Source organism: Bacillus sp. L75 (assembly GCF_003676355.1).
Classification (GTDB): domain Bacteria; phylum Bacillota; class Bacilli; order Bacillales; family Bacillaceae; genus Bacillus; species Bacillus velezensis.
The window spans coordinates 11,724-32,679 of the sequence record NZ_ML064917.1 but is presented as its reverse complement, the minus strand read 5'-3'; the positions used below and the strand labels follow the sequence as shown (position 1 = coordinate 32,679).

Genomic DNA, 20,956 nt, shown 5'->3' with positions numbered 1-20,956 from the left:
TAATTATTACGATTTGTTAGGAGTGCTGAAATGGCAAAAAAATCAAAAGTGATCAAAGAGCTCAAGCGGCAGAAGCTTGTTGAACAATATGCGGACATCCGAAGAGAATTAAAGGCAAAAGGAGACTGGGAAGCGCTGAGCAAACTGCCGCGTGATTCTGCTCCGGGCAGGCTTCATAACCGCTGTACGGTGACGGGGCGGCCCCGCGGATATATGAGAAAATTTAAACTGTCCAGAATCGCATTCAGGGAGCTGGCCCATAAAGGCCGGATTCCCGGGGTGAAAAAAGCGAGCTGGTAATGTAAAAAACTCCGGATCTGTCATGAACCGGAGTTTTTGCCGTGCTTATGAAAAGTGAAAGCATAAGCCAAATGCTGAATCATCATCAGAATGAAAATCAAAAGAATCGGAAAAAAGGGAAGATGCGGCTGAATCAGCGGATAAAACAAAAGCAGAACGGCTGCGGCCGGCAATGAGAAGTAAACGGCGATATACGAGGAACGGCAAGCTTTAGCCGTCATCATTCGTTCTCTTTCATCCTGTTCCTCAAATTCATCGGGTACAAGCCTGTGCTTTTTGCCGTTTCGTTTTTTCTTTTCGGCATAGATATACAATGCGGCACAAACGGTAAACAGCAGAAACGGAGTGATATTCAGCTCAAATGAACCGCTCCCCTCCGTTTGGAAAAACTGAGCGATCCGCGGCGCCGCTTCCATAAAGGAAATAAGCGTCCAGCAGGCCAATCCGTAGAGTGCAAGGTGAAAACACGCTTTTCTTTTCAAACTCATTTTTTCTCCTCCTCCAGCCAGAACACTTCCTCCATCGGCAGGGAGAAAGCCCGGCAGATGTTAAGCGCCAATAAAAGTGAAGGCACATAATCTCCTTTTTCAATCGCTGCAATCGTCTGTCTGGTGGCTCCGGCTTCTTTTCCGAGCGTTTCCTGAGAATAGCCGAATCTGGCTCTCAGCTCTTTTACTTTATTTTTCATCATCAGGCGTACCTCAAGTTTTCTTCTTTTTTATATTGTATGAGACTCTTAACAAAATGTAAACCCAACTTAACATGTGGACAAAAAAAGAACTTTTTTCGACAAATTTTTTAACATTCCCTTGACGAAAAAAAAATAAACATGTAATATTAGAAACATCAAATCGGTACTGACAAAAAATAATTTTAATGCGGGTGTAGTTTAGTGGTAAAACCTCAGCCTTCCAAGCTGATGTCGTGAGTTCGATTCTCATCACCCGCTCCATACATACGTTATTAACGCAGTGTTTCGTTTCTCTGATAAACGAAGTATTGCGTTTTTTTATGTGAAAAAAGACACGAAGGCGTGTCTTTTTATGAAAGCCAAGAGACGGTATGCGTGCCTCCGTGAATTTGTTCAAACATTTTTGTTAAGGATGATAGCAGCTCATCCGCCGCGTCGGCATGAAATGAAGGCGGGAAAAAGATCAGCTGCAGCATTTTCTTTGTGCCGGGCGTGACAGGGCGTGTATTGATATGTCCGGTGAAGTCGCCGAAAACGCCGTCCGGGCCGGAGAAAGACAGTACGCTTTCTTTTTCTCCGATCGTAATTGAAATTGGTTGATCTATTTCTGCGGCATCATACGCCATGATAGGCAATGAATATTTCAAGGAGAAAAAAAGTATGGTATCATGGGCTGAATTCACACTTTCAATGAATCGTTCCCGGGAAATATCGCCGAGCATAAGCTCCATCGGCGTTTTTTGTCCTGAAAAGGCGGGACTGAGCTGTTCCATTATACGCGCCCACTCTTTTACAAAAGGCTGCTCTTCTATACCCCCGTCAGCATAATCAAAGTAAAGAGATTCTTGAAATAAACGGAGGCGGCCTTTCAGCATTTGCGGAGCAGGCCCGACTTCGATCTGTTCATATAAGACGGCTGCCGCTTTGATCCCCGGCACCCGTTCAGCAATAAGTGGATCTAAACTGATGTTCAAGTGTGTTCACTCCATTTCGGGATGATAAAACTCTATTATACCTGTGCGGGAGCCTGATCACAAAGAAAGGAGGCTGTGCAAAAAATGAATATTCATAAACTGAAAGAGGAATTAATCGAATACGCCAAAAGCATCGGAGTCGACAAAATCGGGTTTACGACGGCTGATACGTTCGACAGTCTACGGGACCGGCTGATTCTTCAGGAATCACTCGGCTATTTATCCGGTTTTGAAGAGCCGGATATTGAAAAACGGGTTACTCCGTCTTTGCTTCTCCCGAAAGCCAAATCAATCGTCGCCATCGCCCTTGCGTATCCTTCCAAAATGAAAGATGCGCCGAGGAGCACGAGGGACGGGCGGCGCGGCATTTTTTGCAGAGCTTCCTGGGGGAAGGATTATCATGACGTGCTGAGGGAAAAGCTTGATCTGCTGGAGAATTTTCTCCAAAGCAAACATGAGGATATCCGCACAAAGTCAATGGTGGATACAGGGGAATTGTCCGACAGGGCCGTGGCTGAACGGGCGGGAATCGGCTTCAGCGCCAAAAACTGCATGATCACCACGCCTGAATACGGCTCTTACGTCTATCTGGCTGAAATGATCACCAATCTGCCCTTTGAACCGGATGTGCCGATTGAAGATATGTGCGGTACGTGCACAAAATGTTTAGACGCGTGTCCGACCGGCGCGCTCGTCAATCCCGGACAGCTTAACGCCCAGCGCTGTATTTCGTTCCTGACCCAGACAAAGGGATTTTTGCCGGATGAGTTCCGCACGAAAATCGGAAACCGTCTGTATGGCTGTGACACGTGCCAGACGGTCTGTCCGATTAATAAGGGGAAAGATTTTCATCTTCATCCGCAGATGGAGCCTGATCCGGAAATCGCAAAGCCGCTGTTAAAGCCGCTTTTGACCATAAGCAACCGCGAATTCAAAGAAAAATTCGGACATGTATCGGGATCATGGCGCGGCAAGAAGCCGATACAGCGGAATGCGATTTTAGCTTTGGCTCATTTTAAAGATGCCTCGTCTCTTCCGGAATTAACGGCCTTGATGCACCAAGATCCACGCCCCGTTATCAGGGGGACGGCCGCCTGGGCCATCGGGAAAATCGGTGATCCTGATTATGCGGGGGAATTAGAAAAAGCGCTTCAAAAGGAGCAGGATGAGGAAGCTATACGGGAAATTGAAAAGGGACTGGAGCTGTTATCGGTTTCTGATAAGACTAAAACCGGCCGGTCCTGACATATGTATAGAGAAAAAGCACTTGGCGTGAGTTCAAGTGTTTTTCTTTATAAAACAGTATGGTGGGTGGAGCGCTTGAAGCATATTATTGAAGATTTAGCGGAGGCCCGGCTTCATTATTTAATCAACGGAACCGAGATGAGGCACAATGGGCAGCCCGGCGATCTTGAGGTCCTGACGAGAAAAAAAGAGCTGTTTGAAAAACGGAAAGTTGACATCGTGAAAGCGAAGGCAAAAGCCGTCATTGTCAAAAGCAGCCTTGAGGACGACGGCACGTTATGCGTCATGTACACGATTCATTTCGAATATTTGTGCAAGGAGCATGACGGACACCTTTACTTAGAAGAGCAGATTGAGGAACGGACTGCATTTCTCTATGATCGGCTTTTGATTAAAGACCGGGAAGTAAAGAAAAAACCGGCGGGATTTTCTGACGGAAACAGTGTAATTGAATATGAGCGGAGTGAACGGGAAGATTTCGGGCGGGCGTTTCAATATGACCGTCTGGCTGCCGTGCAGTATGCGGAGAAGTTTTGGAATAAACGAAATCCCGCTTATAAAAATTTCAGCGACAACTGCACCAATTTTATTTCCCAATGTTTACATGCCGGAAAAGCACCGATGCGGGGGCATCCGAACAGAGGCTCAGGCTGGTGGATGAAGGCAAGCTCGTGGAGCTACAGCTGGACGGTCGCGCATTCGATGAAGATGTATCTGGCCCAATCCAAGGCAGGGCTTCGCGCGGTGCAAGTATCAAGAGCTGAAGAACTGATGCCCGGAGATATTATTTGCTATGATTTTGAAGGGGACGGCCGTTTTAATCATACGGCGATCGTGGTCGCGAAAGATAAAAGCAATATGCCGCTTGTCAATGCCCAAACGTATGACAGCAGAATGAGATATTGGTCATATGAGGATTCAACGGCGTATACTCCTTCCATCAGATATGCGTTTTTTCATATTACGGATGATACGACAAAAGAGTAATTAATGATATAATGGTGGGCGGAATAAAAAACAGAGGTGAACATCGTGGCATTACATGTCGTTTTATATCAACCCGAAATCCCGGCCAATACGGGAAATATCGCACGTACTTGTGCGGCAACAGACACAACGCTTCATTTGATCCGCCCGCTCGGATTCTCGACCGATGATAAAATGCTGAAGCGCGCCGGACTCGATTATTGGGAGTTCGTCAACGTCGTATATCATGATTCATTGGAAGAGTTATTTGAGGCATATGAGAACGGAAAGTTTTTCTTCATTACAAAATTCGGCCAAAAGCCGCACACATCATTTGATTACTCAAATACGGAGGAAGACTTTTTCTTCGTATTCGGCAGAGAAACGAGCGGACTTCCGAAAGAATTGATCGAAAACAATATGGACCGCTGCCTGCGTCTGCCGATGACCGAGCATGTGAGATCATTAAACCTGTCCAACACGGCCGCGATTCTTGTATATGAAGCGCTGCGCCAGCAAAATTACAGAGATTTGACGTGAAAAAAACGCCCGCATCCGGGCGTTTTTTTATTGAATAAAAAAGACGGACAGCAGCGGTTCACGGCGTTTTTATATTTCCAGGCTTAACAACGTAACAGTGTTATGTTACAATACTTTCATCGAAGGAGCTGGATTCATGGAGGAACAACTGATTTCTAAAAAAGAATTGCTGGAAGAAACATCAATTTCATATGGGCAGCTGTACCGCTGGAAACGGAAAAATTTAATTCCTGAAGAATGGTTTATCCGAAAATCAACATTTACAGGCCAGGAAACATTTTTTCCGAGAGCGGAAATATTAAAACGCATCTCAAAAATACAGAAAATGAAAGAAAATCTGTCTTTGGATGAAATGAGAGAAATGCTGTCTCCGCAAATGACTGATGTCAATATAACGTCTGCGGAGCTGCTTCAAAAGGGACTGATTTCAAAAGCCGCGCTGCAAGTTTATGGCGAAGACGGCGTGACATTCACGTCCCGCGCGCTGCTGTCTTTATATGTGCTTGAAGGACTTTTGCGATCGGGCAATATCAGCCTTGAGGAAGGAAAATTGGCGGCAGGGGTGCTGAAAACGTATGAGGCTTCCGAACTGAAAGCAAATACGGAGCTTGTCATGCTCCGAAAGCTTGGCGTAACGACGTGCTTCATCGCAGACGCGGAACATATTTTATTTGAACCGACTGTCAAAGTGGTTGAACGGGTGGCGCTTGCTGCGGCATCGGAAGAATTAAAAACGAAATGGATGCAGGAGGACCATCAATGGAAGTAACAGATAAATTAATCATCAACGGTTCAGGAAGTTCAAAAGGAGGCCGTTTTCATACAGTGGAGATCAACGGAAGCGGCACGGTGTCAGGTGATGTGGAGTGCGCGAGCTTTTTGTTTAACGGCAGCGGAAAAACAGACGGACATGTCAAGACGCAAACGCTGACGATCAGCGGTTCGGGGAAAATTTCCAGCAGTGCCGAAGCTGAATCCATCCGTATCAACGGAACGGGTGTCATTAAAGGTGATGTCAAAACGGAGCGGCTGAACGTCGCGGGATTTTCATCTTTCGGCGGCGGTGTGAAAGCTGATGATATTTTCATATCCGGGAAAGCCGGGATTGAAGGCGATTGCGAGACAGAGACGTTCCGTTCGGAAGGCAAATGCAAGATCGGCGGCCTGCTGAATGCCGATGAAGTCAGTATTAAGCTGACGGCGGGAGAGAGCCGAGTGAAAGAAATTGGATGCCGCCATTTGAAAGTGATGAGCAGAAAGAGCGTGCTTACGCGTTTTAAGCTGATGCCGGCCCCGGTGCTGACAGCAGAGCTGATTGAAGGTGACATCATTGAATTGGCGGACACGAACGCGAAGACAGTCCGCGGAAATCATGTACAGATCGGCGCAGGCTGCACCATTGGGACTGTGGAATACAGCGGCGATTTTACATGTGATCCTTCCGCTTTGGTTAACAAAGTCGTGAAACGATAGGAGGAGCTGCGATGGAAACGACAAAAAAATTGAGTCATTTAAAAATGTACGGAGCCGGACACGCCTCCGGCGGTTCCTACCAAAATGTAAGCATTAAAGGGGAAGGAACTGTCGGCGAAGGACTTCAAAGCGAACGCTGCCGGATATTCGGTACGGGACTTTTTCTCGGAGATGCCGAGATCAACAGGCTGAAAATTTTCGGAGAGCATGAAGTTGCAGGAGATTTATCAGCACGTTCAGCAAATGTGATCGGCACATTGAAAGTCGGCGGCTCCGTGCGTTTCGCCACGATGAGGCTGAAAGGACTTGCTGAAATTGGCGGCGGGGCCGCGGGAGAGCAGTGTCATATAAAAGGCAGTCTCACCGTCGGCGGCGATTGCGAGACGGAGCTGCTTCATGTAACAGGATGTATCAATGTGGCGGGATTGTTAAACGCGGGGGACGTAAACATCCATTTGCGTTATGACCGAAGCCGCGTGAAAGAAATCGGCGGCACATCGATCACCGTCAGACGGAAACCCGGTTTTCTTAAACGGAAAGCCGGCACGCTTTCTGCTGAATTGATCGAAGGAGACGCAATTTATCTCGAATACACGGAAGCGGACATCGTCAGAGGGAAACATGTGGAAATCGGCCCGGGTTGCAAAATCGAAAAAATCGAGTATCAAACAAGCTGCAAATCTCATGAAAAATCAACTGTCCAAGAACATATCCAAATATGAAACATTGTTATGTTGTATAGGAAAGGGTGCTCTTCATAAAGAGCACCCTTTTGCCGTTATTTGTTTTCAGGTTTGCTGTCGTAACCCGCCGTAAAAATGGATACTAAAAAAGTGAGAATGACCCCAAGTAAAATGATCGTTTTCATCATTTCTCCTCCTCTTTGCTTTTCCATTTGATGTCCGAGTCTGGATGAAACTGTATTTCTTTCATTATGAACGGTGCACCGGACCCTTGTCAATGACGGCCTTGTAACGTCTTTATTTTTAAGAAACGAAAAGCATGTATTATCACGTCACCGCATAGATTGTAACAAAGTACCTTATTTCTAGTGCATTAACCATGATAGAGGAGGTTCTTATGGATATATTAAAGAAAATTGAAAAGTACAGAGAGGAAGAGCAGCGTCTCAAATGGGAAGGGACGTTCGCTGATTATTTGGAGATCATAAAAGAAAATCCATTGGTCGCGCAGTCTGCTCATTCTCGCGTTTTTAATATGATAAAAGACAGCGGAATCGAGGAGGATGACGGTAAAAAGACATACAGCTTTTTCTCGCGGGAGCTGTTCGGCCTTGAGGAATCTCTGGAACGGCTCGTGGAGGAATACTTTCACCCGGCTGCCAAGCGGCTCGATGTAAGAAAACGGATTTTACTATTGATGGGACCCGTCAGCGGCGGAAAGTCAACTCTTGTCACCATGCTGAAAAAAGGGCTTGAAGCCTACTCATTGACAGACAACGGCGCTGTTTACGCCATTAAAGGCTGCCCGATGCATGAAGATCCTCTCCATCTCATTCCCCATCATCTGCGCGACGACTTCTACAGAGAATACGGCATCAGAATTGAGGGCAGCCTTTCTCCGCTTAATGTCATGCGGCTTGAAGAAGAATACGGCGGCAGAATTGAGGATGTAAAGGTTGAACGTATATTCTTCTCGGAGGATAAACGTACCGGAATCGGAACCTTCAGCCCGTCTGACCCGAAATCACAGGATATCGCCGACTTGACGGGGAGTATTGATTTTTCAACAATTGCCGAATACGGATCAGAATCAGATCCGCGCGCTTATCGGTTTGACGGTGAATTAAATAAAGCGAACCGCGGAATGATGGAGTTTCAGGAAATGCTGAAATGCGATGAAAAATTTCTGTGGCACCTTCTGTCACTCACGCAGGAAGGGAATTTCAAAGCCGGACGGTTTGCGCTCATCTCAGCCGACGAATTGGTTGTTGCGCATACGAACGAAACGGAGTACCGCTCGTTTATTGCCAATAAGAAAAATGAAGCCCTTCACTCCAGGATCATCGTGATGCCTGTTCCTTATAATTTAAAGGTGTCAGAGGAAGAACGGATTTATGAAAAAATGATTTCTGAAAGTGATGTTTCTGACGTACACATCGCCCCCCATACATTAAAAGTGGCCGCGATGTTTTCTATTTTGACCCGGCTGAAGGAACCGAACCGCTCTGATATTGATCTCGTCAAAAAAATGAGGCTCTATGACGGAGAAAGCGTTGAAGGTTACAATTCCGTTGATCTTGAGGATATGAAGAAGGAATTCCATGATGAAGGAATGAGCGGAATTGACCCGCGCTATGTCATCAACCGCATTTCCTCAACAATTATCAGAAAAAATATGGAATCGATCAATTCGCTTGACGTGCTGCGTTCCTTAAAAGAAGGACTTGACCAGCATCCGTCCATCTCCGCCGAGGACAAAGAGCGGTATATGAATTTTATTTCCGCCGCCAGGAAAGAGTACGATGACATCGCTAAAAAAGAAGTGCAGAAGGCGTTCGTCTATTCATATGAAGAATCCGCGAAAACTCTCATGGACAATTATTTAGATAATGTGGAAGCGTACTGCAATAAAAATAAGCTCCGCGATCCGCTGACGGGTGAAGAAATGAATCCTGACGAAAAACTGATGAGATCCATTGAAGAGCAGATCGGCATTTCAGAAAACGCGAAAAAAGCGTTCCGCGAAGAAATTTTAATCCGCATATCCGCCTATGCAAGAAAAGGAAAACGCTTTGACTATAATTCGCACGAAAGGCTCCGCGAAGCGATTCAGAAAAAGCTGTTCGCAGACTTAAAAGATGTAGTGAAAATTACGACCTCCACCAAAACGCCGGATGAACAGCAGCTTAAAAAGGTCAATGAGGTAGTGGCAAGGTTAATAGATGAACACGGCTATAATTCGACAAGCGCTAATGAACTGCTGAAATATGTCGGAAGCTTGTTAAACCGCTGATGTTTGATTTCATTGAGAGGCCCGTCTGTAAAAGGACGGGTTCTTTTGTCTGTTTTTCGCAATTGTTTGTCAATTGGAGAGTCCGGCCGGCATAAGATAAAAATAAATCTTTTCGCCGGACTTGTTTCATAAACAGGACCAAGCCGGAATACACATGTAAAACGACCATAACGGTTAAGGAGGGGAATTCATGTCCCGTAATGACAGCGGAAATTTTTTGATTTCAGAGGAAGACTGGTCCCTCCATCGCAAAGGCTTTGACGACCAGCAGCGCCACCAAAAGAAAGTACAGGAAGCGATAAAAAACAACCTTCCGGATCTTGTCACTGAGGAAAGCATTATTATGTCCAACGGAAAAGATGTCGTGAAAATCCCGATTCGTTCGCTTGATGAATATAAAATCCGTTATAACTATGATAAAAATAAACATGTCGGCCAAGGCGACGGCGACAGCGAAGTCGGCGATGTCGTCGCAAGAGACGGCGCAGATAAAAAGCAAGGGGCTGGAAAAGGCCAGGGAGCCGGCGATCAGGCAGGCGAGGATTATTATGAAGCGGAAGTTTCATTAATGGATCTGGAAGAAGCGCTGTTTCAGGAATTAGAACTGCCGAATCTGCAGCAAAAGGAAAGGGACAATATCGTCCATACCGATATCGAGTTCAATGATATCCGGAAAACCGGGCTGACAGGGAATATCGATAAGAAAAGGACGATGCTGTCGGCCTATAAACGAAACGCCATGACAGGCAAGCCGTCGTTTTACCCTATTTATCCGGAAGATCTGAAATACAAAACATGGAATGATGTGACGAAGCCGGAATCGAAAGCTGTCGTTTTAGCGATGATGGATACAAGCGGTTCGATGGGCGTATGGGAAAAGTATATGGCGAGGAGCTTCTTTTTTTGGATGACACGATTTTTACGGACAAAGTATGAAACGGTTGATATCGAATTTATCGCCCACCATACGGAAGCGAAGGTCGTGTCGGAAGAAGATTTTTTCTCGAAAGGGGAGAGCGGGGGCACCATCTGTTCCTCCGTTTACCGGAAGTCTCTTGAATTAATTGATGAAAAATATGACCCCGCCCGCTACAATATCTATCCCTTTCATTTTTCAGACGGAGATAACCTGACTTCGGATAACGCCCGGTGCGTAAAGCTCGTCAATGACATCATGAAAAAATCGAATCTGTTCTGTTACGGTGAGGTCAATCAATATAACAGGCATTCCACCCTCATGTCCGCCTATAAAAATGTCAAAGATGATAAATTTAAATACTACATCCTGAAACAGAAATCAGACGTATTTCAAGCGCTGAAAAGCTTTTTTAAAAATGAGGAAGCCGGTGTAAGCAAAGCATCGTATGAAATATAAAGCCGAGTGAAGAATCGTGCGGCCGCGGTTCTTCACCCGGCTTTTTTAAATTAAAAATAAAGAGAAAAAACGGCATAAAAAAAATCCTTAAAAAATGAAACTTTTCTCTTTACAAACCTTCTTTCATTTATTAATATTTTATCTTGTGAACTATTATTAAGGGAATGAGGTGAAAATACGGTGATTGAATCAGAGCTCGCTTTGCTCAGTTTTGAACAACTGTTTGATACTTCCAGATCGATTTACAAAAAGCAGAAAATGATTCTGGAGACAGTTCTTGAACCTTTTGATATTACAGTGCTGCAGTATCTGCTGATGTTCAAAATACATAAGAGCAAAAGCACGCAGCTTTCAAGGCTGGCTTTGTCGCTTGATCTGAAACCGGCGTCTGTCACGAGAATGACCGATATTCTGTATAAGCGCCGCCTAATGGTTCGGAGCGACTATCACGACGACCGGCGTGTTGTTATGATTCAGTTAACCGAAGAGGGGGAAGAACTTCTAAAGAAAGCTGCTGTTCAATATGCCGAAAAAGCGGCGGTCTTATACCGGCAGCTCAATACCGCTGAACTGCAGTACCTGCGCAAGCTTGCGGAAAGTTTAACGAAGCTTGCAAACGGCTGTGCAGTGAAAAACGGAAAATAAAAAAATCCCCACATATTTTTATCATCATTCCACAAAATGATAGAGGAAGAAACGAAAGGAGAAAACAAAATGAACAGAGGACGTTTAATTCTGACCAACATTATCGGTTTGATTGTTGTTCTTGCAATTATAGGCGGAGGTGCTTACTACTATTATCAAAGCACACACTATGTAAAAACCGATGAAGCAAAAGTTGCCGGCGACATGGCTGCTATCACAGCTCCTGCTGCGGGTAAAGTAACTGACTGGAACCTTGATGAGGGGAAAGAAGTAAGCAAAAACGACGTTGTTGCAAAAATCAAAGGACAGCAAAATGCTGACGTAAAAGCCATCATGGATGGAACAATCGTGAAAAACGAAGTGAAAAACGGCCAAATGGTGCAAGCCGGTACGACAATTGCCCAGGAAATTGACATGAAACACCTTTACATCACTGCAAACATTAAAGAAACAGACATTAGAGACATTGAAGTAGGAAACAAAGTAGACGTAATTGTTGACGGCGACCCTAATACAACATTTGACGGAACAGTAGAAGAAATCGGTTATGCGACAAATTCAACATTTGATATGCTGCCTTCTTCAAACTCAAGCGGCAACTACACAAAAGTAACGCAAAAAGTTCCTGTTAAAATTTCACTCAGCAACCCATCTGACAAGGTGCTTCCTGGTATGAACGCATCTGTAAAAATCTCTGAATAATACAGATCAGTCATCAAACCATGAAGGGAGGTTGTCTTAGGTGGCTAAATCAGATAATCAAGTAAAAAGTCCTAAAACATTGCTTATTGTGCTTATGGCCGGGTTATTCCTGGCGATCTTGAACCAAACGCTTCTTAACGTGGCGATGCCGCACTTAATGACCGAGTTCGGTGTGAGTGCGACGACGATTCAGTGGCTTACGACCGGATACATGCTGGTCAATGGTGTTTTGATTCCGTTATCTGCGTTCTTAATTACCCGGTTCGGACAGAGGAGCCTCTTTCTCGTAGCCATGTTCTGTTTTACAGCGGGAACGTTAGTCTGCGGAATCGCGCCTAACTTCTCAACCATGCTGATCGGCCGGTTAATTCAGGCGGTCGGCGGCGGTATCCTGCAGCCGCTGGTCATGACAACCATTCTGCTTATCTTCCCGCCTGAAAGCAGGGGGAAAGGAATGGGGATTTTCGGTCTTGCGATGATGTTTGCTCCGGCGGTCGGACCGACTCTTTCCGGCTGGATCATCGAGCATTACACATGGCGCATTATGTTCTACGGTCTTGTTCCGATCGGGGCAATCGTTATTATCATAGCGTTCTTCCTCTTTAAGAACTTGGTGGAACCGCAAAAAATCAAACTCGACAGCTTGGGTGCGATTCTATCCATTGTCGGATTTGCCTCATTGCTTTACGGAGTCAGTGAAGCGGGCAGCGACGGCTGGGGAGATCCGATCGTGCTGTCTACCGTCATTGTCGGTGTCATCGCGATTGCCGCGTTTGTCATTCAGCAATTGCGCTCTGAAAAACCGATGCTCGACTTCCGGGTATTTAAATATGATATTTTCTCACTTTCCAGTGTGATTAACATCATTATTACCGTTGCGCTTTACACAGGAATGTTCCTGCTTCCAATTTACCTGCAGAACTTAGTCGGCTTTACGGCGCTGCAATCGGGCCTCTTGCTATTGCCGGGCGCGATTGTCATGCTGATCATGTCGCCGATTTCCGGTATTCTGTTTGACAAAATCGGTCCAAGACCGCTTGCGATTATCGGGCTGGTCATCACGGTCGCAACGACATTCCAGTACACAAAATTGACAATTGACACACCTTACACGCACATTATGCTTGTCTATGCCATCCGCGCATTCGGTATGTCACTGTTAATGATGCCTGTTATGACAGCCGGAATGAACCAGCTTCCGGCACGGTTGAACAGCCACGGCACGGCGATGAGCAACACGCTCCGCCAGATCAGCGGTTCAATCGGAACAAGTTTGATCACAACGATTTATACGAACCGTACGACAATGCACTATTCGCAGATTGCGGATAAAACGAGCACGGCTGATCCAAGCTTCATGCAATCGTTCCAAAGCGCGGTTTCGAATTTAATGGTCAACATGAACATGTCGCTTGATGCGGCGAAACAAACCGTTTATTCTTATCTCTACAAAACAGCTTCACTTAATTCCAACGTTATGGGGATTAATGACGCGTTTATGTGGGCGACGATCTTTGCGGTTATCGGCGTAGTCCTGAGCCTGTTCTTGCGTGACGTACGGAAAGACAAACAGCGGGCGAAGAAAAAAGAGGAGCTGTCATTGCTTCCGGCCCCTAAAGAAGTGAAGGAATCTTAATCATCTGAATGGGAGGTTTCCTGAATGAAAATTTACGTAGTGTACGATAGTGAAGGCGAACATACAAAACACCTTGCTGAAGCCATTGCCGAAGGAGCACGAGAAAACGCTGAGGCTGAAGTCCTGATCGATCATGTCGATCAAGCAGACATCCGCAAGCTGAAAGACATGGATGCCATTATCTGGGGATGCCCGGGACACTTTGGCACCATCAGTTCAGGCTTAAAAGCGTGGATCGACAGACTCGGCTATCTGTGGGCTGAAGGCGAGCTGATTGATAAAGTCGGCGCCGTATTCTGTACGACGGCGACAACACATGGCGGATTAGAAATGACAATGCACAATCTGATCACTCCTATGTTTCACCAAGGCATGATTGTTGTCGGACTTCCCGGCAACGTTCCTGAAAACGCGCTGTACGGCTCTTACTACGGTGCGGGCGTCACATGCCCGGTTGACAGCGATGTGCTGATGACGGAAGAAGGCCTTCAATTAGGCCGTGCGCTTGGCAGACGTGTCAGCCAAGTCACAGGTAATCTAACTGCCGGACGACAGTAAGGAGAGGGTTATATGGCCATTATTATAGCGGTTATTGCTGCTGTCATTGTGATTGCACTTCTTATCACATTCAATGTCCGCAGCACTTCTGCAGGACAGGATGTCAAAGAAGAAAAGAGAGAAGCGATCGGCACTACAGCCGAACAGCCGGAAAAGCATGATCCGGCCGAGGAGCGCTCAGCCGAGCATGCTCCCGTCGTTGTAAAATCTGAATCTCCCCGTGAGAAAAAGAATACAATGGGCGATGATGTGTACCGTCAGGCGCTTCAGAAGTTTAAGACTTCTGAGACGGATCAGGAACCAAACGATCCTGATAGCGGCGGCAAAATGCAGGATAGCAGCTATCGTGATGCGCTGCTCTCCTTAAAAAACAAAAAGAAGTAATTGAAAAGGCAAATCTGCGTAAGAGCGGATTTGTCTTTTTTTTATTGAAGATATTGTAATACATGATGATCTAGTGTACTATGTTACTCATACACTTGATCCGAATGGAGAGAGAAAGAATGACATCGTTTTTAGGTTTGCTGAAAAAAGATGCGAAAGTTTCATGGATTTGGCTTGCGGTGTGGCTTTGCGGCATGATTTGCTGGGCGTTTGCAGCCCACGTCATCGCTGCCCGTCAGAAAGAACCGCTCGTCATTTTCGGCTTTTTTACGGCAATGGGGTTTTTTCAATTTCTTGTAGCGCCGCTTTTTATGTACTATCACCTTCATAAAGAAGGAAAAAATCAGCTGTGGCTTTACAATCCGAATGGAGGATTTTATCTGCTGGCTTCCAAGCTGACGGCCTCACTGCTGTATCAGTTGATCGGGCAGCTGGCGCTGACCGGTTACGGCATTTGGATGTACCGGATGCTTTCTGCAAAAGGAGCGCTGGAACACACCATTCCCCTGGCCGGCACATTAACCGGACTGAATGCTTACCTGCTGATCAGTTCAGCGTATTTATCTGTGATCGTGGCCGTCTTTTGGACTGTTTTTCACTCATTAAAACATGTTCCCGTCCTCCGGTGGGTGATCTGCATCGTGCTTGCGTTTGTCTGGACCTATATTGACGATAAAATCATTACGCCATTCACTTCATCTCAACATGATTTATGGCCGGTAAAAGTGTATGCGGATTTTGATTTTCATTATACAAAATTGACCGGCTGGACGGTGGAGCTGAAGGCCGTCCACATCTCGCTTTTCAGCTTCCTGGCAGTGATCGTGCTTGCGGCGCTCTGTCTCGCGCTGGCCTCTATGCTGCTGAATCGAAAGGTTGAGGTGTGATGATGGAGAATGAATTTCAGTCATCCAAGCCGATTTATCTGCAGATTGCCGATCGTGTATATTACCGGCTGATCCGAAGTGAGCTTTCACCGGGGGACAAACTGCCGTCCGTAAGGGAGATGGCCGTACAGATGAAAGTGAATCCGAATACGATACAAAGAACGTACAGTGAAATGGAAAGGCTGGGGATCGTGGAGACGAGAAGAGGACAGGGAACCTTTATAGCGGAAAGGTCCGATCTGAAAGCGGAGCTGAAAGACAGGCTGACTAAAGACGTTTTCAAACGCTTTATTCAGGAAATGGCGGAGCTGGGGTTATCTCCTGAGGAAATGATCGACGGGATCAAACAATATGCGGAGGAAGGAAACGATGAATCTTGATTTTGAAGGCGTAACAAAAAAATACGGCCGCAGGCTCGCGGTCAGCGATGTATCATTTTCATTGTCTCCGGGTAAAATCTACGGAATTTTAGGGCCGAACGGAAGCGGTAAATCAACAACGCTTAAAATGCTTGCCGGGCTTGCGTTCCCGACCTCGGGCGCCGTCCGGATCGGAGACTGCGCAGTAAGCAGGAACATGCTGTTTCGTACGGCTTATTTAACCGAACATGATATGTTTTTCGCCCGGACGACCGTCGGTGATATGCTCACATTTTATCATTCGCAATTCCCGGATTTTCAGCTGGAAAAAGCACATAACCTATTAACGGAAATGAATCTTTCAGCGAAGCAGAAGATAAAAGAGCTGTCCAAAGGCAGCCGGGGCAGGCTGAAAATCGTTTTGACCCTGTCGAGAAAAGCATCCGTCATTCTGCTGGATGAGCCGTTTTCAGGTCTTGATCCGGCGGTCAGAGAATCGATTGTCAACAGTCTCGTATCTTATATTGATTTTGACAGCCAGATTGTCGTCATCGCCACGCATGAGATCGGCGAGATTGAGACGCTGTTAGACGAAGTGATGGTTTTCATAAAAGGGAAAATCGCTGAACGGCGCGAGGTCGAAGAAATTCGGGAACAGGAAGGAATGTCCGTGCTGCAATGGTACAGAAGCGCCATGCAGGCGCACGAAATAGAAGGGGGATTCTAATTGGAAACGGTATTAGAACTGCAACAGGTAAAGAAAACGATAAAAGGACGAACGATTATTCATGATCTGAGCTTCTCCGTCCGGGCGGGCGAAGTGTTTGGGTTTCTAGGGCCGAACGGAGCGGGGAAAACCACTACGATCAGAATGATGGTCGGATTAATGAAACTGTCTCAGGGAGACATCGTAATCTGCGGGGAATCCATTACGAAAAACTATGCAAAAGCGGTCAGGCACGTCGGAGCCATCGTGGAAAACCCGGAGCTGTACAAATTCCTGAGCGGTTATAAAAATTTACAGCAGTACGCAAGGATGGTAAAAGGCGTTACGAAAGAAAAAATAGATGAGGTCATCGAGCTCGTCGGGTTGCAGGACAGAATACATGACAAAGTAAAAACCTACTCTCTCGGAATGAGACAGCGTCTCGGCCTCGCCCAAAGCCTGCTGCATAATCCTAAGGTGCTGATTCTGGATGAACCGACAAACGGCCTTGATCCCGCGGGCATCAGGGAAATCAGGGACCATCTGAAAAAGCTGACACGTGAAAAAGGAATGGCTGTCATCGTCTCAAGCCATCTGCTGTCAGAAATGGAGTTAATGTGCGACCGAATCGGCATTCTGCAAAAAGGGGAGCTTGTCGATATTCAAAAAGTAAGGGATGAAGGAAAAGAGGATAAAGATACATACTTCTTCCATCTTGAACAAAGAGAAGAGGCTCTTGCCGTTCTGAGTCAGTTTGACTGTGTGAAGAAGACAAACGGCATTGAGATCAGGCTGTCAAAACAGGAAGTACCTGATGTGATTTCACTGCTCGTCCGTGAAAACATCCGCTTATATGAAGTGAAAATCATGACAAAATCTTTGGAAGACCGTTTCTTGGAGATTACCGGCGGGACGAAAGAGGAGGTTCAATATGTTTAAGCTGATCTATAATGAATGGATAAAAATTTTCAGCCGCGTCGGCACATGGGCTATGATTGTAATTTTAGGCGTTTCGATGATCGGTTTTGCGCTTCTGTCAAACCATTTCACCTCGAGCGAAGCCAATCCGAATTGGAAACAGGAGCTCCAGGCCGAAAACAAAGAAATGAAACAGCAGATGAAGGAAACCGGAAATCAGACTCTCATTGATAACCTGAAACAGAATGTCGCGATAAATCAATACCGTATGGATCATAACATCCCTGAGGATAAAGGGTATACAGTGTGGTCATACGTAGCTGATTCTTCGATGATGACTGTTTTGACCGGGCTGTTTACGATTATCATTGCCGCAGGCATTGTGGCGAATGAGTTCAACTGGGGCACGATCAAGCTGCTTGCTATCCGTCCGCTCAGCCGTTTTCAGATTTTGCTATCTAAATATATGACGGTGCTGCTGTTCGGACTGCTGATGCTTGTGATTTTATTTGCCGGCTCCGCTCTGTTGGGATTGGTCTTTTTCGGTACAGGGGGAGATACTGCGGCTGATGTTCATCTCGTATACAAAGACGGCCATGTTTTTGAGCAAAATATCATCGCCTTCCTCGCTAAAACATATATCTATGAATCTGTCTCCGCTTTTATGCTTGCGACGATGGCGTTTATGCTGTCTGCGGTATTCCGGAACAGCTCATTAGCGGTCGGATTTTCTATTTTTCTATTGGTTATGGGAAACACGGCGACTGTATTTCTTGCTACGAAATTTGAATGGACCAAATATATTTTATTCGCCAATACGGATTTGTCGCAATATATGAACGGGACTCCTTTAGTAGAGGGGATGACGATGACATTTTCGGTTGTGATGCTTGTGATTTACTTCGTTATTTTTCTGGCGCTCGCATTCGGCGTCTTCTTAAAACGCGATATTGCCACCTGATATAAAAAAGCTGTTTTGCCTTTGCAAAACAGCTTTTCGTTTTAGATGAAAAAAACCCTGCCGGCGTACACCGGCAGGGTTTTTAAACAATTTATGCTTTTGTTACGTTAGCAGCTTGTGGTCCGCGGTTTCCTTCAACGATTTCGAAAGAAACAGATTGGCCTTCTTCTAAAGTTTTGAAGCCTTCGCCTTGAATAGCAGAGAAGTGAACGAATACATCGTCTTGACCTTCTACTTCGATGAATCCGAATCCTTTTTCAGAGTTGAACCATTTTACTTTACCTTCTAACATGAAATTTCCTCCTAAAGCGACATAACGCTTAAATTCACTATTCTTGCTCTAAAACAAACTTCCAAGACGAAAACTCTTACAAAACTTTCTTCTTAAAGATAGTTCGAACAAAAATAATTACCTTTACTCTACCAGTAATTCGAAGAAAAAACAACTGCTAAATGTAACTTTTTTCGAAATAACATGTTTTAAGAGGAGAACGCTCTGATACGGAAATCTGATTTGAGACTAGAACAGCCCATTTTCAGCTGAGAAAAATCGCTTTGCAGCCTCTTAAGGAAGCAATTGACAACCCTTTTTTTAATCGGTATTGTATGTAATCATGAGCCCGAATACCATGGTGCAGCTTCTGTACATAAAAATAGATAGGGAGTAGGTCAACTTGAATCTGCGGCTTATAAACAGTCTGTTTCTTTTCATTTTGATCATGTCACTTACTTCATGCCATTATCCTGACGGGAACCGGACAATTACTATCGGAATCAATGGATCTGATCAATCGATCTGGGAGTTTGTCGCGAAAAAAGCCGGTGAGGAAGGATTGCAGCTTTCTTTGGTAATGTTTTCGGATTATGCCGAGGCCGATTTGGCACTTGCGGGCGGGGATCTCGATGCCAATGCGTTTCAATCCGTTTCTTATTTTCAATCTTTGCCGCCTCATGTGAAAAAGAAGCTGGCTCCTTTAGGAACGACATATGCGGCATCGCTGGGGGTGTATTCCAAGCAACATAAACGGCTGGAGGATATACCGGACGGAGCGGTCATTGCCGTGCCTGGTGAAGCGGCGGCCTTCGGCAGGGCGCTTTTTCTCATGCAGGAGGCCGGACTGATGACATTGAAAAAGGGATTCACCGGTACGGGTTCAACTGATATGATCAAGGACAACCCGAAGCATCTGACCTTAAAAACGGAAACAAAAAAGAACGCATATCAGGCGGCGGAACATGCTGACGCAGCAGTTCTCAGTCAAAGCGAGGCGAAAAGAGCAGGATTTCATGCGGAGAAGGACGCGCTGATCCGATCGGCGCAAATGAAGGAAGCGTATATTCATCTGGTCGCCGTCAGGGCTGAGGATAAAGATGATGAACGGATGCAAAAACTCCTGTCTTTGTATCAATCAGATGATACCGCGGCGTTTATTGAAAAAGAATATGAGGGCAGCCTGATTCCTGTTTTCCTGAGGGGCGGCTTTCTCACTGAAAAGAAAGAATGATTTCCTCTTCGGGCGATCATTCTTTTTTTTCAGTGCTGCACACTTGATTGCGCCCTGATGTTTTCGCTTTGTACAGCATCCGGTCCGCGATCAGGGGCAATGTCTGAGGATCCGATGTATTTGTCGGATAATGCGCGATGCCGAGGGAAACGGTCACGGGAATTGTATCTCCGCTCGTCAGCAGAATCGGGTTCGCGTCAATCGTGTGCCTGATTTCTTCTGCGAGGTGAAGCCCTTTTGTATACGTGCAATTGGGCATAAGCACGGCAAATTCTTCCCCGCCGATGCGGGCTGACGGATCAGAACTGCTGAGTAAGAACCTCAGGCGCGCCCCCAGTTCCTTCAGCACTTGGTCCCCTTCATAATGGCCGTATTGGTCATTGATCTGCTTAAAGTGATCAATATCCAAATAAATAAGCGCGAGCTGAGACGAGGGGGATTGAGACGCCCGATCGTACAGAACGCGCGAGACTTCCTCGAATTTTCTCTTATTAAAAATCCCCGTCAGAAAATCATAATTCGCTTGAAACTTGTATTGCTTGAACAAAAGGCGGGCATCGGCTTCGTGTTTAATGATATACAGCGACAGCATTCCGCCCAAGGTAGAAATGAGCCAAAAATAAACGAGGGCCCCGGCAGGCTGTTCAGGCATAAGTAACAACAGCGTCAGGGTGATAATAACATTTGAAAAGAGCAGCATAACGAACGCATTTTTGTGATTCGGCTTTTTTCCTCTGAATACGGCCACAGAAAGTATCGCAATCATGCCGACTGCGGCGATAGAATAAATGGCGCTGGCATTGAAATTGATCAGGATACGGCCTGCCACGATAATGATAAAGGCAGCTGCTGTAGACACCCAGCCTCCGTAAAGAGCGGCAATGATAATGGGGATATTTCTGAGATCAATGATGGAATCGGAGTAAGAAAAGCCGAAAGCAATCAGAAAAACCCCTAAAAGCCCGCAGACCGTCCCCTTCAGTAATTGAAACATCGGACGGTCTTCTTTATGTGAAAGCGACTCTTTAAAAAGAACGGTGAAGAGATAATTAAATGTGATTAAAATCGTCAAATTAAGAAACAGTTCCTTCAGCATAACAATCACCCTTATATAAGTTACTAAAGAAAGGATGGAAAGAAAAGAGAAAAATCAAT

25 protein-coding genes and 1 tRNA gene are annotated in these 20,956 nt (G+C 45.8%); 21 read left to right on the top strand and 5 right to left on the bottom strand.

Annotated features, from left to right (window positions below):
- Positions 1 to 30 precede the first annotated feature (30 nt).
- Positions 31 to 300 carry a 30S ribosomal protein S14 gene (gene rpsN / locus D5S11_RS17915; protein WP_025284463.1) on the top strand — a complete coding sequence of 90 codons (270 nt, stop codon included), beginning with the start codon at positions 31 to 33 and terminating at the stop codon, positions 298 to 300.
- Between the two features lie 20 nt (positions 301 to 320).
- Here rpsN and D5S11_RS17910 read toward each other — a convergent pair whose 3' ends face one another.
- Positions 321 to 788 carry a hypothetical protein gene (locus tag D5S11_RS17910; RefSeq protein WP_007408423.1) on the bottom strand — a complete coding sequence of 156 codons (468 nt, stop codon included), beginning with the start codon at positions 786 to 788 and terminating at the stop codon, positions 321 to 323.
- Positions 785 to 988, bottom strand: coding sequence for a helix-turn-helix transcriptional regulator (locus tag D5S11_RS17905; protein ID WP_003155407.1), 204 nt, complete (start codon positions 986 to 988; stop codon positions 785 to 787). The genes D5S11_RS17910 and D5S11_RS17905 overlap by 4 nt, the downstream gene beginning before the upstream one ends.
- A 190-nt stretch (positions 989 to 1,178) precedes the next feature.
- On the opposite strand from D5S11_RS17905, the gene D5S11_RS17900 reads away from it, so the two are divergent.
- Positions 1,179 to 1,252: transfer RNA gene (locus D5S11_RS17900), tRNA-Gly, on the top strand.
- Between the two features lie 89 nt (positions 1,253 to 1,341).
- Here the strand turns inward: D5S11_RS17900 and D5S11_RS17895 are convergent.
- Entirely contained in the window at positions 1,342 to 1,965 is a 624-nt protein-coding gene (locus D5S11_RS17895) for a hypothetical protein (protein ID WP_032868261.1), read from the bottom strand.
- An 84-nt stretch (positions 1,966 to 2,049) separates the two neighbouring features.
- Here D5S11_RS17895 and queG point away from each other — a divergent pair, with 84 nt between their 5' ends.
- From queG to D5S11_RS17800, 18 genes are all read left to right on the top strand, one after another.
- Positions 2,050 to 3,210, top strand: coding sequence for a tRNA epoxyqueuosine(34) reductase QueG (queG, locus tag D5S11_RS17890; protein ID WP_015239452.1), 1,161 nt, complete (start codon positions 2,050 to 2,052; stop codon positions 3,208 to 3,210).
- Between the two features lie 75 nt (positions 3,211 to 3,285).
- Positions 3,286 to 4,197 carry an amidase domain-containing protein gene (locus D5S11_RS17885; RefSeq protein WP_032868267.1) on the top strand — a complete coding sequence of 304 codons (912 nt, stop codon included), beginning with the start codon at positions 3,286 to 3,288 and terminating at the stop codon, positions 4,195 to 4,197.
- 36 nt (positions 4,198 to 4,233) lie between these two features.
- Complete coding sequence (gene trmL, locus D5S11_RS17880) at positions 4,234 to 4,716, top strand: tRNA (uridine(34)/cytosine(34)/5-carboxymethylaminomethyluridine(34)-2'-O)-methyltransferase TrmL (protein ID WP_007610253.1); 483 nt, start codon at positions 4,234 to 4,236, stop codon at positions 4,714 to 4,716.
- A 136-nt stretch (positions 4,717 to 4,852) separates the two neighbouring features.
- Positions 4,853 to 5,485 (top strand): YhbD family protein, encoded by a 633-nt coding sequence (locus D5S11_RS17875; protein WP_007408428.1) that lies wholly within the window; start codon positions 4,853 to 4,855, stop codon positions 5,483 to 5,485.
- Positions 5,476 to 6,189 (top strand): polymer-forming cytoskeletal protein, encoded by a 714-nt coding sequence (locus D5S11_RS17870; RefSeq protein WP_047935515.1) that lies wholly within the window; start codon positions 5,476 to 5,478, stop codon positions 6,187 to 6,189. The genes D5S11_RS17875 and D5S11_RS17870 overlap by 10 nt, the downstream gene beginning before the upstream one ends.
- Positions 6,190 to 6,200: 11 nt before the next feature.
- Complete coding sequence (locus D5S11_RS17865) at positions 6,201 to 6,911, top strand: hypothetical protein (protein WP_020953952.1); 711 nt, start codon at positions 6,201 to 6,203, stop codon at positions 6,909 to 6,911.
- A 358-nt stretch (positions 6,912 to 7,269) separates the two neighbouring features.
- Complete coding sequence (gene prkA, locus D5S11_RS17860) at positions 7,270 to 9,165, top strand: serine/threonine protein kinase PrkA (RefSeq protein ID WP_003155391.1); 1,896 nt, start codon at positions 7,270 to 7,272, stop codon at positions 9,163 to 9,165.
- 190 nt (positions 9,166 to 9,355) lie between these two features.
- Entirely contained in the window at positions 9,356 to 10,540 is a 1,185-nt protein-coding gene (yhbH, locus tag D5S11_RS17850; protein ID WP_007408433.1) for a sporulation protein YhbH, read from the top strand.
- Between the two features lie 180 nt (positions 10,541 to 10,720).
- Complete coding sequence (locus D5S11_RS17845; RefSeq protein WP_003155389.1) at positions 10,721 to 11,185, top strand: MarR family transcriptional regulator; 465 nt, start codon at positions 10,721 to 10,723, stop codon at positions 11,183 to 11,185.
- Positions 11,186 to 11,221: 36 nt separating this feature from the next.
- Complete coding sequence (locus D5S11_RS17840) at positions 11,222 to 11,887, top strand: HlyD family secretion protein (RefSeq protein ID WP_007610259.1); 666 nt, start codon at positions 11,222 to 11,224, stop codon at positions 11,885 to 11,887.
- Between the two features lie 40 nt (positions 11,888 to 11,927).
- The gene (locus D5S11_RS17835; RefSeq protein ID WP_003155387.1) at positions 11,928 to 13,523 is read left to right on the top strand and encodes an MFS transporter; all 1,596 of its coding nucleotides are present in this window, start codon (positions 11,928 to 11,930) and stop codon (positions 13,521 to 13,523) included.
- A gap of 24 nt (positions 13,524 to 13,547) precedes the next feature.
- Positions 13,548 to 14,081 carry an NAD(P)H-dependent oxidoreductase gene (locus D5S11_RS17830; RefSeq protein ID WP_003155386.1) on the top strand — a complete coding sequence of 178 codons (534 nt, stop codon included), beginning with the start codon at positions 13,548 to 13,550 and terminating at the stop codon, positions 14,079 to 14,081.
- Between the two features lie 12 nt (positions 14,082 to 14,093).
- Complete coding sequence (locus D5S11_RS17825; RefSeq protein ID WP_003155385.1) at positions 14,094 to 14,465, top strand: hypothetical protein; 372 nt, start codon at positions 14,094 to 14,096, stop codon at positions 14,463 to 14,465.
- 119 nt (positions 14,466 to 14,584) lie between these two features.
- Positions 14,585 to 15,352, top strand: a complete 768-nt coding sequence (locus D5S11_RS17820; RefSeq protein ID WP_012117148.1) for a hypothetical protein — start codon at positions 14,585 to 14,587, stop codon at positions 15,350 to 15,352.
- A 2-nt stretch (positions 15,353 to 15,354) separates the two neighbouring features.
- A complete protein-coding gene (locus tag D5S11_RS17815) occupies positions 15,355 to 15,732 on the top strand; it encodes a GntR family transcriptional regulator (protein ID WP_007408436.1) in 378 nt (125 codons plus the stop codon).
- Positions 15,722 to 16,438, top strand: a complete 717-nt coding sequence (locus D5S11_RS17810; RefSeq protein ID WP_032868270.1) for an ATP-binding cassette domain-containing protein — start codon at positions 15,722 to 15,724, stop codon at positions 16,436 to 16,438. Before D5S11_RS17815 ends, D5S11_RS17810 begins: the two co-directional genes overlap by 11 nt.
- On the top strand, positions 16,439 to 17,356 hold the full coding sequence (locus D5S11_RS17805) for an ABC transporter ATP-binding protein (RefSeq protein WP_020955555.1): 918 nt from the start codon (positions 16,439 to 16,441) through the stop codon (positions 17,354 to 17,356).
- Positions 17,349 to 18,296 (top strand): ABC transporter permease, encoded by a 948-nt coding sequence (locus D5S11_RS17800; RefSeq protein ID WP_020955556.1) that lies wholly within the window; start codon positions 17,349 to 17,351, stop codon positions 18,294 to 18,296. The genes D5S11_RS17805 and D5S11_RS17800 overlap by 8 nt, the downstream gene beginning before the upstream one ends.
- A gap of 91 nt (positions 18,297 to 18,387) precedes the next feature.
- Here the strand turns inward: D5S11_RS17800 and cspB are convergent, their stop codons facing one another.
- Complete coding sequence (gene cspB, locus D5S11_RS17795; protein ID WP_003155376.1) at positions 18,388 to 18,588, bottom strand: cold shock-like protein CspB; 201 nt, start codon at positions 18,586 to 18,588, stop codon at positions 18,388 to 18,390.
- A gap of 382 nt (positions 18,589 to 18,970) precedes the next feature.
- Here cspB and D5S11_RS17785 point away from each other — a divergent pair, with 382 nt between their 5' ends.
- Positions 18,971 to 19,801, top strand: coding sequence for a MetQ/NlpA family ABC transporter substrate-binding protein (locus tag D5S11_RS17785; protein ID WP_020955557.1), 831 nt, complete (start codon positions 18,971 to 18,973; stop codon positions 19,799 to 19,801).
- Positions 19,802 to 19,817: 16 nt separating this feature from the next.
- Here D5S11_RS17785 and D5S11_RS17780 read toward each other — a convergent pair whose 3' ends face one another.
- Positions 19,818 to 20,897 (bottom strand): GGDEF domain-containing protein, encoded by a 1,080-nt coding sequence (locus tag D5S11_RS17780; RefSeq protein WP_015239460.1) that lies wholly within the window; start codon positions 20,895 to 20,897, stop codon positions 19,818 to 19,820.
- Between the last annotated feature and the right edge of the window lie 59 nt (positions 20,898 to 20,956).

Excerpts from the sequence above, each read along its gene's own strand:
- D5S11_RS17910 (WP_007408423.1), bottom strand. The coding sequence starts at position 788 with ATGAGTTTGAAAAGAAAAGCGTGTTTTCACCTTGCACTCTACGGATTG.
- D5S11_RS17875 (WP_007408428.1), top strand. The coding sequence starts at position 4,853 with ATGGAGGAACAACTGATTTCTAAAAAAGAATTGCTGGAAGAAACATCA.
- cspB (WP_003155376.1), bottom strand. The coding sequence starts at position 18,588 with ATGTTAGAAGGTAAAGTAAAATGGTTCAACTCTGAAAAAGGATTCGGA.
- D5S11_RS17825 (WP_003155385.1), top strand. The coding sequence starts at position 14,094 with ATGGCCATTATTATAGCGGTTATTGCTGCTGTCATTGTGATTGCACTT.
- prkA (WP_003155391.1), top strand. The coding sequence starts at position 7,270 with ATGGATATATTAAAGAAAATTGAAAAGTACAGAGAGGAAGAGCAGCGT.
- yhbH (WP_007408433.1), top strand. The coding sequence starts at position 9,356 with ATGTCCCGTAATGACAGCGGAAATTTTTTGATTTCAGAGGAAGACTGG.
- rpsN (WP_025284463.1), top strand. The coding sequence starts at position 31 with ATGGCAAAAAAATCAAAAGTGATCAAAGAGCTCAAGCGGCAGAAGCTT.
- D5S11_RS17810 (WP_032868270.1), top strand. The coding sequence starts at position 15,722 with ATGAATCTTGATTTTGAAGGCGTAACAAAAAAATACGGCCGCAGGCTC.
- D5S11_RS17780 (WP_015239460.1), bottom strand. The coding sequence starts at position 20,897 with ATGCTGAAGGAACTGTTTCTTAATTTGACGATTTTAATCACATTTAAT.
- D5S11_RS17840 (WP_007610259.1), top strand. The coding sequence starts at position 11,222 with ATGATAGAGGAAGAAACGAAAGGAGAAAACAAAATGAACAGAGGACGT.
- queG (WP_015239452.1), top strand. The coding sequence starts at position 2,050 with ATGAATATTCATAAACTGAAAGAGGAATTAATCGAATACGCCAAAAGC.
- D5S11_RS17820 (WP_012117148.1), top strand. The coding sequence starts at position 14,585 with ATGACATCGTTTTTAGGTTTGCTGAAAAAAGATGCGAAAGTTTCATGG.
- D5S11_RS17905 (WP_003155407.1), bottom strand. The coding sequence starts at position 988 with ATGAAAAATAAAGTAAAAGAGCTGAGAGCCAGATTCGGCTATTCTCAG.
- D5S11_RS17815 (WP_007408436.1), top strand. The coding sequence starts at position 15,355 with ATGGAGAATGAATTTCAGTCATCCAAGCCGATTTATCTGCAGATTGCC.
- D5S11_RS17830 (WP_003155386.1), top strand. The coding sequence starts at position 13,548 with ATGAAAATTTACGTAGTGTACGATAGTGAAGGCGAACATACAAAACAC.
- D5S11_RS17865 (WP_020953952.1), top strand. The coding sequence starts at position 6,201 with ATGGAAACGACAAAAAAATTGAGTCATTTAAAAATGTACGGAGCCGGA.
- D5S11_RS17870 (WP_047935515.1), top strand. The coding sequence starts at position 5,476 with ATGGAAGTAACAGATAAATTAATCATCAACGGTTCAGGAAGTTCAAAA.
- D5S11_RS17800 (WP_020955556.1), top strand. The coding sequence starts at position 17,349 with ATGTTTAAGCTGATCTATAATGAATGGATAAAAATTTTCAGCCGCGTC.